This is a genomic window from Actinomadura nitritigenes, assembly GCF_017573545.1.
In the GTDB taxonomy this organism is placed as follows: Bacteria; Actinomycetota; Actinomycetes; order Streptosporangiales; family Streptosporangiaceae; genus Spirillospora; species Spirillospora nitritigenes.
In genome coordinates, this window is sequence record NZ_JAGEOK010000022.1 from 82,966 (window position 1) to 97,697 (window position 14,732).

Below are 14,732 nucleotides of genomic sequence, written 5' to 3' on the forward strand. Positions count from 1 at the left end.
GGTCTGTTCTGGGGCGGAACGGCACCGCCCTATGTTAGAGGATCGAAGCACGTTTTTGGGAAGTATGAAAAAGCGCGTCTTCGGCAAAACGGCTCATCCGTGTGAGAACGGTCGAGCTGGACGCTCCGCGCGCCGATCGGCGCCGGTGAGGATACTCCCGCCCGGCCCGCGGATCGAACCGGGGGCGGCGGCCGGCGGGCCCGATCGGTGGTTTGGAGCGTGACCACGGCCCGTGACCAGTGCCGTCGGTGGCGGTCCGGGTGCGGAACGTGGCGAACGCGTGACGATCTCGTTGACCGGGAGGTCATTTTCATAGCGGCGAAGTCACTGCCGGCACACGAATTGCCTGGCGTTTCGCGGTCTTGTGCACGCCAATCGGCGCCGGTATTCCGGAGTGGTCGTATGACGCGTAAATGACGGCGGTCACCCCGTTCGGTGAATATCGGCGGGACGGGAACAGACGGCGCACCGCGGGGGTTGGCGACCGACGAGCGTGGAAGGCACCCGTCGACCCGTCCCATGAGGAGGACCCATGAGCAAGCTGTCCGACGAGGCCAAGGAGCTGCTGAACCGCCCGCTGCCGGGGTGGGCCACGACCGTCCGCCCGGACGGCTCCCTGCACAACACCGTCGTGTGGGTCGGCCTCGACGGCGACGACGTCCTCATCAACACCGCCGTCGGGCGCGCCAAGGAGCGGCACCTCAGCAAGGACGCGCGCGTGTCGGTCAGCGTCCTCGACCCCGACGACGCGTTCCACTGGGTCAGCGTCTCGGGCGAGGGGAGGCTGGAGACGGAGGGCGCCGTGGACGTCATCAACGGGCTCTCCGAAAAGTACACCGGGAACGCCGCCTATCCCGTCCAGGAGGGTGAGGTGCGCCTCACCGTCCGCATCACGCCTGATCAGGTCCTCTACAGCCCGGGCGGGTGACCAAGCTCTCGTCCCCTTCGGGCGATCTCCGGGTCCGGGACGGCGTTCACTTGACGGGAGGGCGCCGCGCACCGCGGTGACGCCCGCGGCGCCCCGGCACTTCCCGGAACATCACCGAGATCCATCCTGGGGGAACCATGAACGCGACCCTCGAGCGACCGGAGGTCCGGTTTCTCACCTCGGGCGAGGTCACGGACGCCCAGCGCACGGAGGCCGAGCGTGCCGTCCGCGCCGCGCTGGACGGCACCGGGGCCGCGTCCGTGCAGGTCACGCTGAGCATCGTGGCCGACCCGGCGCTGCCCAGGCCGGCCCTCGCCAGGGCCGTCGCCGAGCTGGACGGGCAGCAGCTCCGCGCGCAGGCCGCCGCGCCGACCCTGGAGGAGGCCATCGGCCTGCTCCGGCACCGGCTCGCGGTCCGCGCGTCCTACCGCCGGGCGGGCTGACCGACCGTCCTCCGGTCGGGCGACTGACCCGCGCTGACCGCGAACGGGCGGCGGCACCCACCGGGCGCCGCCGCCCACCCGTCTCCCGAGACGCCTACCCGTTCCCGACGCCGACGCGTTGACGAGACGCCGACGCGTTCCCGAGACGCCCGCGTTCACGAGACGCCCGCGTTCACGAGACGCCCGCGTTCACGAGAACGCCACCGCGTCGCGTGCGGGGCGGTCGTCTCAGGCGTCCCGCCGGGTGAGGACCAAGCCGGCGAACGCGATCGGGACGAGCGCGTAGGACAGCAGGGCCGCTGCCGCCGCCGGTGGCGACAGCAGGTCGCCGTAGATGGAATGCCGTGCGCTCCAGCCCGCGATCTCGGCGGGCAGTCCCGGGAGCATCACCGATCCGAGCCGCCCGTTCCACGGCTCCGGCAGGTGGTAGACCAGCAGCGGGACCACATGCCAGAGCATGACGACGGCGACGATCGCACCGGCCGCCGACCGCAGCAGCACGCCGAGGGCCAGGCCGAGCAGGGCGAACACCGCCACCGCGACGCCCGAGACCGCGAATCCCGGCAGGTCGTGCCAGACGGACGCGCGCTGGTCGGGGAACGCCCGGCCGCCCGCCGCGAGCCGGGTGCCGAGGAAGCACCCGATGGTGACCATCTCGCCCACGGCGAGTCCGGTCAGTGCCACCACCGACGCCTTGGCCGCCAGGAACCGGGGGCGGGACGGCACCGCTACGAGACTGGTCCGCACCATCCCGGTGCGGTACTCCGACGTCACCGCGAGCACGCCCAGGACGCCGAGGCACAGCTGGGCGACCCAGCCGCCCAACTCTTGGAGCGGCCGCAGGAAGAACCGTGCGCGTTGGGCGGGGTCCAGGCCGTCCCAGACGTGGGCCTGCTGGACGGCCAGCAGCACGACGAACAGGACGAACCCCGCGGCGACCGCGACGATCACTCGGGTCGACCGGACGGAACGCAGCTTCCACCATTCGGCGGCGACGGCGTCGAGCATCACGCGTCCCGCCGTCCGAACACTCGGGCGCCGACGCCCAGCGCGACCACCACGTACGCGACCAGGAGCAGGGCGGAGGCCGCGGGCGGCAGGCCGTCCCGCGCGGGGGAGGCGCCCGGCGGCGAGGCCATCTGCCCGGCGAGGCTCCCGGGCAGTACCGCCCAGACGCGCTCGCCCCACGGATCCGGCAGCAGGTTCGCGACGGGCGGCACCACGAACAGCACCGCCATGCCGGCAGTGATCGTCCCCGCGGTGGAGCGGAGCACCGCCGCCAGCCCGGTCGCCATGAGCGTGATCGCCCCGGTCGTCACCGCCATGGCCAGCAGGTACGGGACGTGGTCGGGGAACGAGGCGTCGAACCCGCGCATCGGACGACCGTGCGCCGCCGCCTTGCCCGCCACGACCCCGACGGCCAGGCTCGCCAGCGCGGCCGCGAACATCGCCGCGCCCGGCACCGCGGCCTTCGCGCAGAACAGCACCGGGCGGCGCGGGATCGCGGCCAGGCTCGTCCGGATCATCCCGGACGCGTACTCCGACGTGACCGGCAGCGCCCCGAGCAGCACCGCGCAGACCGGCAGAGCGATCGCGAGCGGCTGTTCCGGCGGCGCGGACCTGAACATCGCGCGCCGCGCCTGCGACAGACCGTCCCAGTAGTGGGCCGCGTACAGCGACCACACCACGCACAGCAGCGCGAACGCCGCGACCGTGCCCAGCACGGCGAACGTCGAACGCACCGAGCGCAGTTTCCACCACTCCGCCGCCAGCGCGTCGATCACGACCCCACCGCCCCGAACTCGGTGCTGCCCGCCGTCAGCTCCATGTACGCCTCCTCCAACGACGCGCTCCGGGGCGTCACCTCGTACAGCGGGATTCCGTGCGCGGCGGCCCGGTCACCGATCTGCGTCGCGTCGAGTCCCGCCACCGACAGGGCGCCGCCCGCCGCGGCCTCGACCGTGCCGCCCGCCGCCGACAGCACCCCGACCAGCTCCTCCGGACGCGGCGACCGGACCAGCACCCCTCGCGCGAACCGGTCCGCCAGCTCCCGCACCGAGGTGTCCGCGATCAGCCGGCCGCGCCCGATGACGACCAGCCGGTCCGCGGTCAGCTCCATCTCGCTCATCAGATGGCTGGACACCAGCACCGTCCGGCCCTCGGCGGCCAGAGCCCGCATCAGCTCGCGGATCCACCGCACCCCGTCCGGGTCCAGCCCGTTCACCGGCTCGTCGAACATCAGCACGCCCGGGTCGCCGAGCAGCGCCGCCGCGATCCCGAGCCGCTGCCGCATCCCGAGCGAGAACCCGCCCACCCGCTTGCGCGCGACGCCCGCCAGGCCGACCCGCTCCAGCACCTCCGCCACCCGCCGCGTCCCGATCCCGTTGCTGCGCGCCAGCCACCCGAGATGGTCGAACGCGCGGCGGCCGCCGTGCACCGCCCCCGCGTCCAGCAGCGCCCCCACCTCGTGCATCGGCCGCCGCAACGCCGCGTACGGGCCGCCGTTCACCAGCGCCGCGCCCGACGACGGCGCGTCCAGCCCCAGCAGCACGCGCATCGTCGTCGACTTCCCGGCGCCGTTCGGGCCGAGGAACCCCGTCACCGCCCCCGGGCGCACCCGGAACGACAGGCGGTCGACGGCGACGGTCCCGCCGTAGCGCTTGGTCAGCTCCCTCACTTCGATCATGCCGTCAACGCTCCCGCCGGACGCCGCACCGGCGCATCGGAACCCGGTCGGGACCCGTCAGTCCGACCGTGCTCCGAGACCGCGCCGCCGCATCGGACCCAGGTCTGACGTCCGCCGGCACGACGCGCCCAGCCGCGCTGTCCGGCTACCGTCGTGACGTGCACGAACCCGAGCCGGCCTCCCCGCAAGCCCGGCGGACCGGCCCGCGGCGGCAGATCCGCCTGGACATCGCGGTCGCGGTCCTCTACACGCTCTTCCTGCTGCTGTTCTCCGGCGGCCGCGAGACGCCGGCGCTGCTCGCCGTGCCCGTCGCCGCCGCGATGGGACTGCCGCTCGCCGTCCGGCGGATCTGGCCCGTGCCGGTCTTCGGCGCCGTTCTCGCCGCGTCCACCCTGGCCCTGGTCCTCGACCTGCCATGGGACTTCTACGTCGGGGCCGCGTACGCGCTCTACCCGCTCGCCCTGGAACTGCCCCGCGTGCGCCTCGTCCCCACGCGGGCGATCGGGGTGCTGAGCGCGATCGTCATCTTCGGCGGTGCGCTGGTCGGGCCGAAGAACTGGCAGGCGGAGCGGCTCGGCCGCGTGCTGCTCGGCATCGCCGTCCTCGGCGCGGCCTGGGCCCTCGGCCGCGCCGTCCGCGACCGCCGCGCCTACACCGCCCAGGCCGCCCGCCGCCTCGCGGAGACCGCCGTCGGCGAGGAACGGCTCCGCATCGCCCGCGAACTGCACGACATCGTCGCGCACAGCATGAGCCTCATCGCCGTCAAGGCCGGTGTCGCCGTCCACGTCGCCGAGGCCCGCCCGGAGGAGGCCCTCGACGCGCTGCGCGTCATCGAGTCCACCAGCCGCGGCACGCTCGGCGAGATGCGCCACCTCCTCGGGGTCCTGCGCGCCGACGAGCCCGGCCTCGCCCCCTCACCCGGCCTCGCATCCCTGCCCGGCCTGGTCGAGCGCGCCGCCATGGCCGGCGTCCACGTCGACCTCGACGTCCGCGCGGGCGACCTGCCGGAGAGCGTCGCGCTCGCGGCCTACCGGATCGTCCAGGAAGCCGTCACCAACGTCGTCAAGCACGCGGCGCCCGCCCGCTGCCGGGTCCTGGTCGAGGCCCGCGGCGGACGCGTCCGCATCGAGGTGGACGACGACGGTCCCGGCGTCCGGGTCCTTCCCGGAGCCCGGGGCCACGGTCTCATCGGGATGCGCGAGCGCGTCATGATGTACGGCGGCGACTTCACCGCCGGCCCCCGGCCCGAGGGCGGCTTCGCCGTCGCCGCCGCCTTCCCCTACGAAGCCTAGGAGTGCGTTGGAACTGCGCGTCCTCGTCGCCGACGACCAGACCCTGGTGCGCGGCAGCTTCCGCGTCCTCATCGACACCGCGCCGGGGCTGCGCGCCGTCGGCGAGGCCGGCACCGGCGCGGAGGCCGTGGATCTCGCCGAGCGCGAGCGGCCCGACGTCGTCCTCATGGACGTCCGGATGCCCGAGATGGACGGTATCGAGGCGACCCGGCGCATCAGCCGCGACCTGCCGGACGTCCGCGTCCTCATCCTCACGACGTTCGACCTGGACTCCTACGTCTACGCGGCGCTGCGGGCCGGCGCCAGCGGCTTCCTGCTCAAGGACACCCCGCCCGCCGACCTGCTGTCGGCGATCCGCGTGGTCGCCTCCGGCGAGTCGCTGCTCGCCCCGACCGTCACCCGCCGGCTGATCGCCGAGTTCGTCCGCCGGCCCGCCCCCGCGGGACCGCCGCCCGCCGGCCTCGACGCCCTGACCGACCGCGAGCGCGAGGTCCTCGCCCTCATCGCCCGCGGCCTGTCCAACACCGAACTCGCCGACCACCTGCACCTCAGCCCCGCGACGGTGAAGACCCACATCGGCCGTCTCCTGGCCAAGCTCCAGGCACGCGACCGGGCCCAGCTCGTGATCGCCGCCTACGAGACCGGCCTGGTCCGCCCCCGCTGAGCACCTCCCGACCAGGACCGACGGACGGATGCGGTCGAGGCCCCGAGGTCGGTCGGCCGCCGGGGCAGACCCCGGCGGGAGGTGCTCGCCCGCATCATCACCGTCAGTCGTTCAGCAGGTGCGGGGCCAGGCGCTCGAACTGGTCGGCGGATGAGGCGAGGTCCGGCTGGAACACCGTCACGCACACGTGGTCGGCCCCCGCGTCCAGATAGGCCCTGACGTCCTTGGCCACCGCGGCTTCGTCGCCCCGGATGAAACAGGCGTCGATGACCTCGTCGGAGCCGCCGTCGGCGAGGTCCGCCTCCGAGAAGCCGAGCTTCTCGAGCGCCCCGATGTAAGGAGACCCCGGCAGCGAGAACGCTCCCACCTGCCGGGCGATGGCGCGCGCCTTCTCCGGATCCGCCTCGAGGATCACCGGCTGCATGGCGATCAGCAGCTTGTCCGGGCCGAGCAGTTCCCGCGCCCGGCGCGTGTGCTCGACGGGCATCATGGCGGGCAGCATCCCGTCCGCGCGTTCGGCGGCCAGGCCCTGCATCTTCGGCCCCAGCGCCGCGAGCAGCCGAGGAAACGGGACCTCCGGTGTCGGCGCCCCCGGCACGGCGGCGTCCATCCCCTCGAGGTACTCGCGCATACGGGCGATCGGGCTGCTCCACGTCTGGCCGCTCCGCTCGACGACCGCGCCCATGCTGACGCCGATGCCGAGCGCGAGCCTTCCGGGGTAGGCGTCGGCCAGCACCGACGCGGCCCCCTGCATCGTCGCCGGATGCCGCGCCCACAGGTTCGCGATCGCCGACCCGAGCACGACCCGCTCGGTGGCCGCGAGCATGACGCCGAGCTGCGTGAACACCTCCCGGCCGCCGATCGCCTCGTTCACCCAGATCGATCCGTAGCCGGCGTCCTCCACCCGGCGGGCCGCCCGCCGCCACTCGTCCGCCGGCGCGAGGGGCGTCACCAGCGCCACTCCGACCCGTCCCAGCCTCCGCCTCGCCTCGCGCACCGCGTCCTCGCCCATGCCGTCTCCTTCGGCCGTACAATCGGAACTGTCAACCCGCTTAGGACATTACCGGAACGATCGCCCCGCTTGTCAACGGAGGAGCCGCCCGTGCCCGACGATCCGCCCCGCCGCACCGAGGGCGAGCCGAGGCGCGGCATCGAGGCCGGGTCGCGCCGTCGCGCCGAGGCCGGGCCGCGCCGCGCGGACGCGCGCCGGAACCGGAGCCGCATCCTCGAGGCCGCGCTCGAGGCGTTCGCCGCCGAAGGGCGGCTCGTCCCGCTCGACGAGATCGCCCGCCGCGCCGGTGTCGGCGCCGGGACGGTCTACCGCAACTTCCCGACCAAGGAGGCCCTGTTCACGGCCGTCATCACCGAGCGCTTCGAGAGCATCATCGAGGAGGCGAGGTCGCTGGCCGACGCGGACGACCCGGGCGAGCGGTTCTACGGGTTCCTCATGTGGGTCGTCGAGCGCGCGATGTTCAACCACGCCATCTGCGAGGCGCTGGCGCTGGAGGAGGGGATCAAGGCGTTCGCCGCCGGCGTCGAGGAGGAGTTCAACGCGGCCCTCGGTGCGCTGCTCCGGCGGGCCCAGGCGGCCGGTGACGTGCGCCCTGACATCGACCTCCGAGATGTGCGCGCCCTGATGGCCGGGTGCGTGGTCACGGAGCGGCTGCGGCGCGCCGACGGGCCGCCCGGCCGCATGACCGCGCTCGCCTGCGACGCGCTCCGCCCCGCTGCCGTAACGAAACATCGTGACGAAAGTCCGCGGATAGTGCGTAACGAAAGTCGGTGCGAGGTCTGCGGAACCCCGCTGACGACCGCACGTACCGGCCGCCCGCCGCGGTTCTGCGGCCCCGCATGCCGGCAGAAGGCCCACCGCCGCAGATCCGCGGCCGCGAAATCCGGTTGAACCCGCCGCGCGCCCTGCGGCACCGTGGCGGCACCATGCGCACACGTGAGATCCGCGCCGTCCATGACCGCGACTCGATCACCGTCTACCAGGCGTACGGCCCGGAGATCGGCGGCCCGGCGGCGCGGCACGGCACCTTCGTCCCCCCGTTCTCGCGCACCCGGATGACCTGGATCAAGCCGTCGTTCCTGTGGCTGATGGCCCGCAGCAACTGGGCCCGCAAGCCCGGCCAGGAGACCGTCCTGGCCGTCCGGATCACCCGCGCCGGCTGGGAGGAGGCCCTCGCCCAGGCCGTCCCGACCGACCCGGACCGCCGCGTCTTCCGCAGCTCCGACGAATGGCGTCGCCGTTTCGCGCACGCGCACGTCCACGTCCAGTGGGACCCCGAGCGTTCGATCAACGGCCGCAAACTGGAAACGCGGAGCATCCAGGTCGGCCTGAGCCGCCATGTCGTGGACCGCTACGTCGACGACTGGATCCTCGCCATCGACGACCGGACGCCGCTGGTCCGCAAGATTCACGGGCTCCTCCAGGCGGGCCGGACCGCCCAGGCCAAGGCCCTGCTGCCCGAGGAACGCCTGTACCCCCTCCCTCCCGCCCTCGCCCGCACCATAGGCGCCGATTGACCACCATCCCTCCGCCCATCGCCAACCCGGTATCGCCGCACCCCTCGGCCCCGCCTCAAGCCGCTCCAGCCCGCTCGGGCCGCTCGGGCCGCTCGGGCCGCTCGGACCGCTCGGACCGCTCGGACAGGCCGAGTCCGCTCAAACCGCCCCGGCCCGCTCGGACCGCCCGAGTCCGCTCAGACCGCCTCGGCCTGCTCAGACCGCCGCGGGACGGCTGAGTGGGTTGGCGCGGCCGTCCGGGACGCTTTCCGCGGGTTCTGCGGGTCCGGCGTCAGCGTTACGAAACGTTCGAGCCGATGTTCCGGATCCGGTACTCCTCCAGCCGGTCGGCGAGCTCTTTTGGCCGGCTGAGCGCGACGAGGTGACCGCCCGGCATCTCGTTGACCGGGATGTCCAGACGCTCCTGCACGACCCTGCGCTGGAAGGGCAGGGGAAAGAGCCGGTCGTCCCGGCCTTGCAGGAACACGGTCGGCGTGTTCGGCCACGCCTTCAGGGGCCAGGGGTCATCGAAGGGCTTCTGCGACTGCGACTGCTCGCCCCGCGCCAACACTTCGGCGGTCACCTCCGGTGCGACGTCGTGGAAGAAGATGTCCTCCGGATCGAACTCGGCCGGCACCGGCCGCCCCTCACGCGCCGCCTGTTCGGCCATTGCCTGGGCCTGGCCAGTGTTGGTCCACCACGCGCCTCCGGTCTCACCCGGCGAAGGGACCATCGCGTTGAGCAGTACGAGCAGCGCCACCGGTACGCGTGTGCACACGAGCGGTGCGGTGAGGCCGCCCATCGACTGCGCCACCAGAATGACCCCGGTGCGGTTGCCGATCGCCTCGACCACGGTGTCCGCGTACTCCGTGAGCCCGGCGGATTCATCGGCCGCGGGCAAATCGACGGCGATCGCCTCATGCCCGCGGGCCTGGAGTTCGGGGACGAGGAGACGCCAGTACCACGCGCCTCCACCCGCCCCCGGAACGAGGACGTACGTTGCCATGCTCGTGCTCCTCTTCTCGCAGCCGCCTCTGGCCGACGCTACTGGCGGCCACTGACGAACCAAGAGTGCGAACTCCCGAATTGGGAGCGACGCTGAGCCGGGGCCCTTCCGGGCATGATCCTCGACCTCGACCCGCCGCCTTCGCTGGCATCCCTCATTGATGCAGACGGCCTGCCCGGCTTTGCTCGAACACATGTTCGGGCTAGGGTCTGGTCTCGTGCTGATCGACGAACCCGTCTCCGCGGAGACCACCCCGGCGGGCCACCCTTCCCAGATCACCGGGGCGCGCGGCTGCTTCCACGTGCGCCGGGTCCTGGAGGAGTGGCAGGAACCCGGCGAGGCCCGTTTCTACCGGCTCCAGGTGACCACTCCGGACGGTCCGGCGATCGCGGAGGTGGTCGGGCCGGCCGCCGGCGGCGCCGGACCCTGGACGCTCCGCCGGATCTGGCCCTGACGCCTTCCCGCGCCGACCCAAGCCAGACCAGATCGCCAGCCCAACCCGGGCCGTCGCGTCAGCCCAAGCCGGGCCGGAGCGCCGGCTAAGCCGGGCCATCGCGCCAGCCTGCCGCCGGGCGTTGCATCAGCGAAAGCCGGGCCATCGCGCCTGTCCACCGCTGGGCATTGCACCAGCCCACTCCGGGCCGGCGCCGGCGGCGGTCGCGGCTACGGCTGTAGCCGCAGGACGATGCGCTCGGAGAAACCGCCTCTCTCGCTGTGCTTCGCGGAGCGGCTCGCCTCCAGGTCGGCCGGGCTCATGCCGTGGAGCGCGGCGAGCGCGTGGACGACCTCCAGGAGATCGGCGAGTTCTGCGGGATCGCCGCTCGCGACATACTCGCCGGCCTCCTCATAGAGCTTCGCGCGCAGGAGCGACGCGTACTCTCCGGGCTCGGCGACCCGGGTCTCCGGTCGCCGGCCGGTGCTCCGAACGAGGTCGGGGACGCGGTCGCGGACCAGCTTCTCGGTGCGCCCGCCGCCCTCCTTGGTGCGATGCCCGGTCGCACCGTTCCGGCGGTCCAGCGACTGGATCCATTTCACGGCCACGGCGGCCGTCTGCACCAGTTCGTTCCGCAGCGGCGCGGGTTCGGTTTCGGCGAGCGCCTCGTAGAACTCTTCGGCGAGCACGTGCCGCCATGTGAGTTCGCCGCGCGAATGGGCGTCGGCGCAGTCCTCCTTGGCCTTGTCGGCTTCTCCGGCGAAGGCCGGGCCGCTGCCGTCCGGAAACTCCTGGACGCCCCACATCCGGTCCTGCGCGGCGCGTTCGGCGGCGATGTCCGCCAGGACCTTCTCCAAGGAGCCCGGCTCCTGTTGGTTCCGCATGCCCAACGACGGTAACCGGCGCGCCGCCGCCGTGCGGGCGGCCCGGCGGTGAGGGCGCCGGGCCGATCAGTCCGGGTCGGCGTTGTCCGGCTCACAGCTCAGGTAATGGTGCAGGACGGGCGGCAGCTCGTCCCAGAGCCACTCGTTGAGGGAGCCCGGGAAGTCCTCGGGTGCCTGGATCGAGAGGCGGCGAGGACCCGTCTGCACGAGTCGCACGGGAACGGGGCCGTCGTCCCAGACCTGCTCCCGGCTGCCCCAGAACGCCGAGAAATCGGCGCTCGTCAGCACGAGCTCCGAATGGAGGACGTGCTCGCCTCGGTGCCTGCCGAGGGGCAGCAGCCTCTGGGCGGTGGTCCGCAGGACGTTCAGCGCGGCGAGGTCATGGGGGCAGGCCACACCGGTGATCTCCAGTTCGGGGAGACCGAAGCGGCGCAGCCCCCGGGTGGTGATTCCCACGCAGGAGCAGCCGTCGATCTCGTCCTCGTCGGCCGTGCACCGGCCGGCGTTCCGGTAGGGCGGGAGCACGGCGCCCGTCCAGTCGTCCGCCAGCACGAACCGCTCCTGGCGAGGTTCGGGCAGCGGGTGCACGGCCTGGCTCAAGTCGATGTCGACGGGGACGCCGCCAAGCGATTCGGCCAGCACCTCGGCCGCAGTGCGGGTGATGTGGGGGCCGAGCGGGAGATCGGCGGCCTGCAGTACCGAGGTCACTCCGACGTGCCAGTCGCTGCGGCGGGCCCGTTCGGCATCCTCAGGATCGGTGCTCGCCACCGACCGCAGATCCCACGGCGACACCTCGGCCCTGTGCGCGGCGACGATCAGGGCGGGCGTGCCGAGCCGTTGGAGCGTCGCGGCGCCGAGCGGGCCCGGCAGGCCCTGCCGAAGTGCGGTGGCGACGTCGGCGGGAGCCCGGTCGGCGGCGACGACGAACCGGGTGGTGGTCTCCTCGGGAACGGTGATGGTGATGGACAAGGAAAGCCCCCTTCGGGCCCTGACGGGTTCTCCTGACGTCCTCAAGCCTCGGGGAGATGCCGCTCGAACGGGAGCCGAACGTGGTTCTGTGGATAAGGGCCGCCATTTGCCGGTGAAAGCTGGAGAAATGTCCGATGATCGGCCCTCTCGAAGCGCTCGATCACGGCCGCCGCCGCGCGCCTTGCCCCGGCATGGGAGGCTGAAAGCATGAATGCGGCAGAACGTCTGGGGATCGGCTTGGCGGCGGTTGGTCGTCCGGCCTATATCAACGTGGGCAGGGCGGAAGAGCTGCCCCAGGACCGTGGCGTCGAGCAGATGCGCCACGCTACCTGGAGCCTTCTCGACGGCGCGTACGCGGCCGGGATCCGGTGGGTGGACACCGCGCGGTCGTACGGACGCGCTGAAGAGTTCCTAGGGGAATGGCTCGCCGCCCGTGTGCCGGACGATCTGACCATCTCCAGCAAGTGGGGCTACACGTACGTGGGGGACTGGAGGATCGATGCTCCCGTGCACGAGGTCAAGGAGCACACAGCCGACCGTTATCGCGCCCAGTACGCGGAGACGCGCGCGCTTCTAGGGGATCGCCTTTCGGTCTATCAGGTCCATTCGCTCACGCCGGACAGCCTGCTCTTCGACGACGCAGGGCTGCAGGAAACCTTGGCCGAGGCGGCCGCCGAGGGCGTTCGGGTCGGGTTCTCCACCTCCGGTCCCAGGCAGGCCGACACCATCCGCCGCGCCTTGCAGCTCGAGGTTTCAGGCAGCCGGCTGTTCAGCACCGTGCAATCGACCTGGAACCTCCTGGAGACGTCCGCCGGGGCGGCACTGGAAGAGGCTCATGCGGCCGGTCTGCACGTCCTGCTCAAGGAGGTGCTCGCGAACGGCCGCCTCGCCGTACGACCCCCGAGCACGTTGGCGGGCATGGCATCCGAGAAGGACACCACCGCCGACGCGCTGGCCCTGGCCGCCGCGCTGAGCCGCCCTTGGGCGGACACCGTCCTGATCGGAGCGGTCAGCCCTGGCCAGTTGGAGACCAACCTGGCGGCGACTCGGGTGTCCTTGGACGAGCAGGAGGCGGACGTGCTGGCCCGCCTGAGCATCGCGCCGGAGCGGTACTGGCAGGAACGCAGCGAACTCCCCTGGGACTGACCGGCGGAAGGGTGAGCCGCCCGTGGCACGATGAAGCCGCGCCCACCATGATCGGATTCATCGCCCATGCAGCCTGAAGCACCCCGGATGATCGGCCCCTACCGCGTGGTCGCACGGCTCGGCTCGGGCGGGATGGGCGAGGTCTTCCTCGCCACCTCACCGAGCCGGCGGCTCGTCGCCGTGAAGGTCATCAGGGAGGAGCTGCTGGGCGATCCGCGCTGGCGGGCGAGGTTCCGCCGCGAGGTCGTCTCCGCTCAGGCGGTCAGCGGCTTCTACACCGCGGCCGTCGTCGACGCGGACCCCGACGCGGAAAGGCCATGGCTCGCGACGCAGTACATCCGCGGAGTGAGCCTGGCCGATGTCGTCCGGGAGAAGGGCCCGCTTCCCGAGCAGGCCGCCTGCAGGCTGGGGGCCGGCCTGGGGGAGGCGCTGATCGCGATCCACCGTGCGGGGATCGTCCACCGGGACCTGAAGCCCTCGAACGTCCTGCTGGCGTCGGACGGTCCGCGCGTCATCGACTTCGGCATCGCGCGGCCGCTGGACGCGTTGCCGCTGGCGCGTTCGGAGATCCTGGGCACGCCCGCCTACATGTCACCCGAGCAGGCACTCGGCGAGCCCGTCACCTCCAAGAGCGACGTGTTCTCCCTCGGCGCCACGCTCGTCTACGCGGCGACCGGCTGCGCGCCGTTCGGCACCGGTCACAAGGTGCGGGGACGCATCGTGTACGGCCGCCCCGACCTCGACCGCCTGCCCGACCCCATGCGCGGGCTCGTGACACGCTGCCTGGTCAAGGACCCGGAGGAACGGCCCTCACCCGAGCAGGTCCTCACCGCACTGTCCACGCTCCTCGACGCCGTCTACGGAGAGGACGAACTGACGGACGGCATAGGGGACCTCATCGACGTCCAGGAGCGGACGTTGATCGAGGTCGCGGCGGAGCAGCCCACCTTGGTCGAACCACCTGAGCAGGCATGACGCCTCGGCCGCGCCATGAGCGCCGACAAGCCCGCCATATGGACGGCCGGTCAGGGCAGGTCGTCCACCAGCGCATCCCAGAAGGCGGTCTCGTACGCGTGCAGGAGGCGGGCCGCGCGGGAAGCCTCAACGGGGTCGTCACCGGAGGCCAGACCTGCGGCCATCACATCGAGGGCCTGCTCCTCGAAGCCCGGTGGCGACTCGGCGAAGAAGGAGAAGAACCCCACGGCCTCCTCATCGAATCCATAGCGCTCACGAAGCGCCGCGGCGGTACGGGCGCAGTAGCCGCCCCACTCCTCCAGATTGGCCAGCATTGCCAACGCCACCTCCGTGGAGGTGCCGAAGGCGGCGCGCTGCGCCAGGTAGGCGGGATACGCCTGCGCGAGCGGAAGGGGCTCATGAGCTTTGAGATTCTTCTCACTTTCGCCGAGGGCGGTGGCGAAACGACCGAGCAGCCGGAGCGCCTCCGCCTCGCCCTGCGCCAGTCCCAGGAACAAGCCGCCCGCCGGCGGTGCCGGGAAACGCGCCGCCAGCAGCGCGAAGCTGCGCTGATCGCTGCTGACGATCCGATGCTCCTCGGCGGCCAGCCGGACCAGGCGTTCCCGGGGCAGGTCGCCCGTTTCGAGCAGGTCCAGGAAGCGGTTGCCGCCCGCCTTCGCCGCGATGTCCCCGCGCGCTCGGGCGACCAGCTCCGCAGCACTGTTGTCGGTCATGTACTCAGCGCAACATCCGCACGGCCGCGGCGTCAACGAGATGGCCGCCGATCAGGACATATGATCACCTCGATACGATGAAGAA

The 14,732-nt window shown here is 72.4% G+C and carries 17 protein-coding genes; 9 read left to right on the top strand and 8 right to left on the bottom strand.

Features of this window, described 5'->3' with window-relative positions:
- Window positions 1-532: 532 nt before the first annotated feature.
- Both J4557_RS30830 and J4557_RS30835 read left to right on the top strand, forming a co-directional pair.
- Window positions 533-928, top strand: coding sequence for a PPOX class F420-dependent oxidoreductase (locus tag J4557_RS30830; protein ID WP_208270267.1), 396 nt, complete (start codon window positions 533-535; stop codon window positions 926-928).
- A 137-nt stretch (window positions 929-1,065) separates the two neighbouring features.
- A complete protein-coding gene (locus tag J4557_RS30835) occupies window positions 1,066-1,371 on the top strand; it encodes a hypothetical protein (RefSeq protein WP_190858431.1) in 306 nt (101 codons plus the stop codon).
- Between the two features lie 228 nt (window positions 1,372-1,599).
- Here J4557_RS30835 and J4557_RS30840 read toward each other — a convergent pair whose 3' ends face one another.
- The 3 genes from J4557_RS30840 to J4557_RS30850 are packed head-to-tail and all read right to left on the bottom strand — an operon-like array spanning window position 1,600 to window position 4,057.
- On the bottom strand, window positions 1,600-2,379 hold the full coding sequence (locus J4557_RS30840) for an ABC transporter permease (protein ID WP_208270268.1): 780 nt from the start codon (window positions 2,377-2,379) through the stop codon (window positions 1,600-1,602).
- Complete coding sequence (locus tag J4557_RS30845; RefSeq protein ID WP_208270269.1) at window positions 2,379-3,155, bottom strand: ABC transporter permease subunit; 777 nt, start codon at window positions 3,153-3,155, stop codon at window positions 2,379-2,381. Before J4557_RS30845 ends, J4557_RS30840 begins: the two co-directional genes overlap by 1 nt.
- Window positions 3,152-4,057, bottom strand: coding sequence for an ABC transporter ATP-binding protein (locus J4557_RS30850; RefSeq protein WP_208270270.1), 906 nt, complete (start codon window positions 4,055-4,057; stop codon window positions 3,152-3,154). Before J4557_RS30850 ends, J4557_RS30845 begins: the two co-directional genes overlap by 4 nt.
- 158 nt (window positions 4,058-4,215) lie before the next feature.
- Between J4557_RS30850 and J4557_RS51140 the strand changes: the two genes are divergently transcribed.
- On the top strand, window positions 4,216-5,349 hold the full coding sequence (locus J4557_RS51140; protein ID WP_208270271.1) for a sensor histidine kinase: 1,134 nt from the start codon (window positions 4,216-4,218) through the stop codon (window positions 5,347-5,349).
- A gap of 7 nt (window positions 5,350-5,356) precedes the next feature.
- Window positions 5,357-6,013, top strand: coding sequence for a response regulator transcription factor (locus tag J4557_RS30860; RefSeq protein WP_243776600.1), 657 nt, complete (start codon window positions 5,357-5,359; stop codon window positions 6,011-6,013).
- 103 nt (window positions 6,014-6,116) lie between these two features.
- On the opposite strand, the gene J4557_RS30865 is transcribed toward J4557_RS30860, so the two are convergent.
- Complete coding sequence (locus tag J4557_RS30865) at window positions 6,117-7,025, bottom strand: TIGR03620 family F420-dependent LLM class oxidoreductase (RefSeq protein WP_208270272.1); 909 nt, start codon at window positions 7,023-7,025, stop codon at window positions 6,117-6,119.
- A gap of 90 nt (window positions 7,026-7,115) precedes the next feature.
- On the opposite strand from J4557_RS30865, the gene J4557_RS30870 reads away from it, so the two are divergent.
- Both J4557_RS30870 and J4557_RS30875 read left to right on the top strand, forming a co-directional pair.
- The gene (locus J4557_RS30870; RefSeq protein ID WP_307800307.1) at window positions 7,116-7,916 is read left to right on the top strand and encodes a TetR/AcrR family transcriptional regulator; all 801 of its coding nucleotides are present in this window, start codon (window positions 7,116-7,118) and stop codon (window positions 7,914-7,916) included.
- 35 nt (window positions 7,917-7,951) lie between these two features.
- A complete protein-coding gene (locus J4557_RS30875; RefSeq protein ID WP_208270273.1) occupies window positions 7,952-8,542 on the top strand; it encodes a DUF4291 domain-containing protein in 591 nt (196 codons plus the stop codon).
- Between the two features lie 277 nt (window positions 8,543-8,819).
- On the opposite strand, the gene J4557_RS30880 is transcribed toward J4557_RS30875, so the two are convergent.
- Window positions 8,820-9,527, bottom strand: a complete 708-nt coding sequence (locus J4557_RS30880; protein WP_208270274.1) for an alpha/beta fold hydrolase — start codon at window positions 9,525-9,527, stop codon at window positions 8,820-8,822.
- A 217-nt stretch (window positions 9,528-9,744) separates the two neighbouring features.
- On the opposite strand from J4557_RS30880, the gene J4557_RS30885 reads away from it, so the two are divergent.
- Window positions 9,745-9,981 (top strand): hypothetical protein, encoded by a 237-nt coding sequence (locus J4557_RS30885; protein WP_208270275.1) that lies wholly within the window; start codon window positions 9,745-9,747, stop codon window positions 9,979-9,981.
- 209 nt (window positions 9,982-10,190) lie between these two features.
- Here J4557_RS30885 and J4557_RS30890 read toward each other — a convergent pair whose 3' ends face one another.
- Both J4557_RS30890 and J4557_RS30895 read right to left on the bottom strand, forming a co-directional pair.
- Entirely contained in the window at window positions 10,191-10,844 is a 654-nt protein-coding gene (locus J4557_RS30890; RefSeq protein ID WP_208270276.1) for a nucleoside triphosphate pyrophosphohydrolase, read from the bottom strand.
- 66 nt (window positions 10,845-10,910) lie between these two features.
- Entirely contained in the window at window positions 10,911-11,813 is a 903-nt protein-coding gene (locus tag J4557_RS30895; protein ID WP_243776602.1) for a hypothetical protein, read from the bottom strand.
- Between the two features lie 207 nt (window positions 11,814-12,020).
- Between J4557_RS30895 and J4557_RS30900 the strand changes: the two genes are divergently transcribed.
- Together J4557_RS30900 and J4557_RS30905 are read left to right on the top strand one after the other, a co-directional pair.
- Window positions 12,021-12,959, top strand: a complete 939-nt coding sequence (locus J4557_RS30900) for an aldo/keto reductase (protein ID WP_208270278.1) — start codon at window positions 12,021-12,023, stop codon at window positions 12,957-12,959.
- Between the two features lie 66 nt (window positions 12,960-13,025).
- Window positions 13,026-13,934 (top strand): serine/threonine-protein kinase, encoded by a 909-nt coding sequence (locus tag J4557_RS30905; protein ID WP_208270279.1) that lies wholly within the window; start codon window positions 13,026-13,028, stop codon window positions 13,932-13,934.
- Window positions 13,935-13,984: 50 nt separating this feature from the next.
- Here the strand turns inward: J4557_RS30905 and J4557_RS30910 are convergent, their stop codons facing one another.
- Complete coding sequence (locus tag J4557_RS30910) at window positions 13,985-14,647, bottom strand: thiaminase II/PqqC family protein (protein ID WP_208270280.1); 663 nt, start codon at window positions 14,645-14,647, stop codon at window positions 13,985-13,987.
- Between the last annotated feature and the right edge of the window lie 85 nt (window positions 14,648-14,732).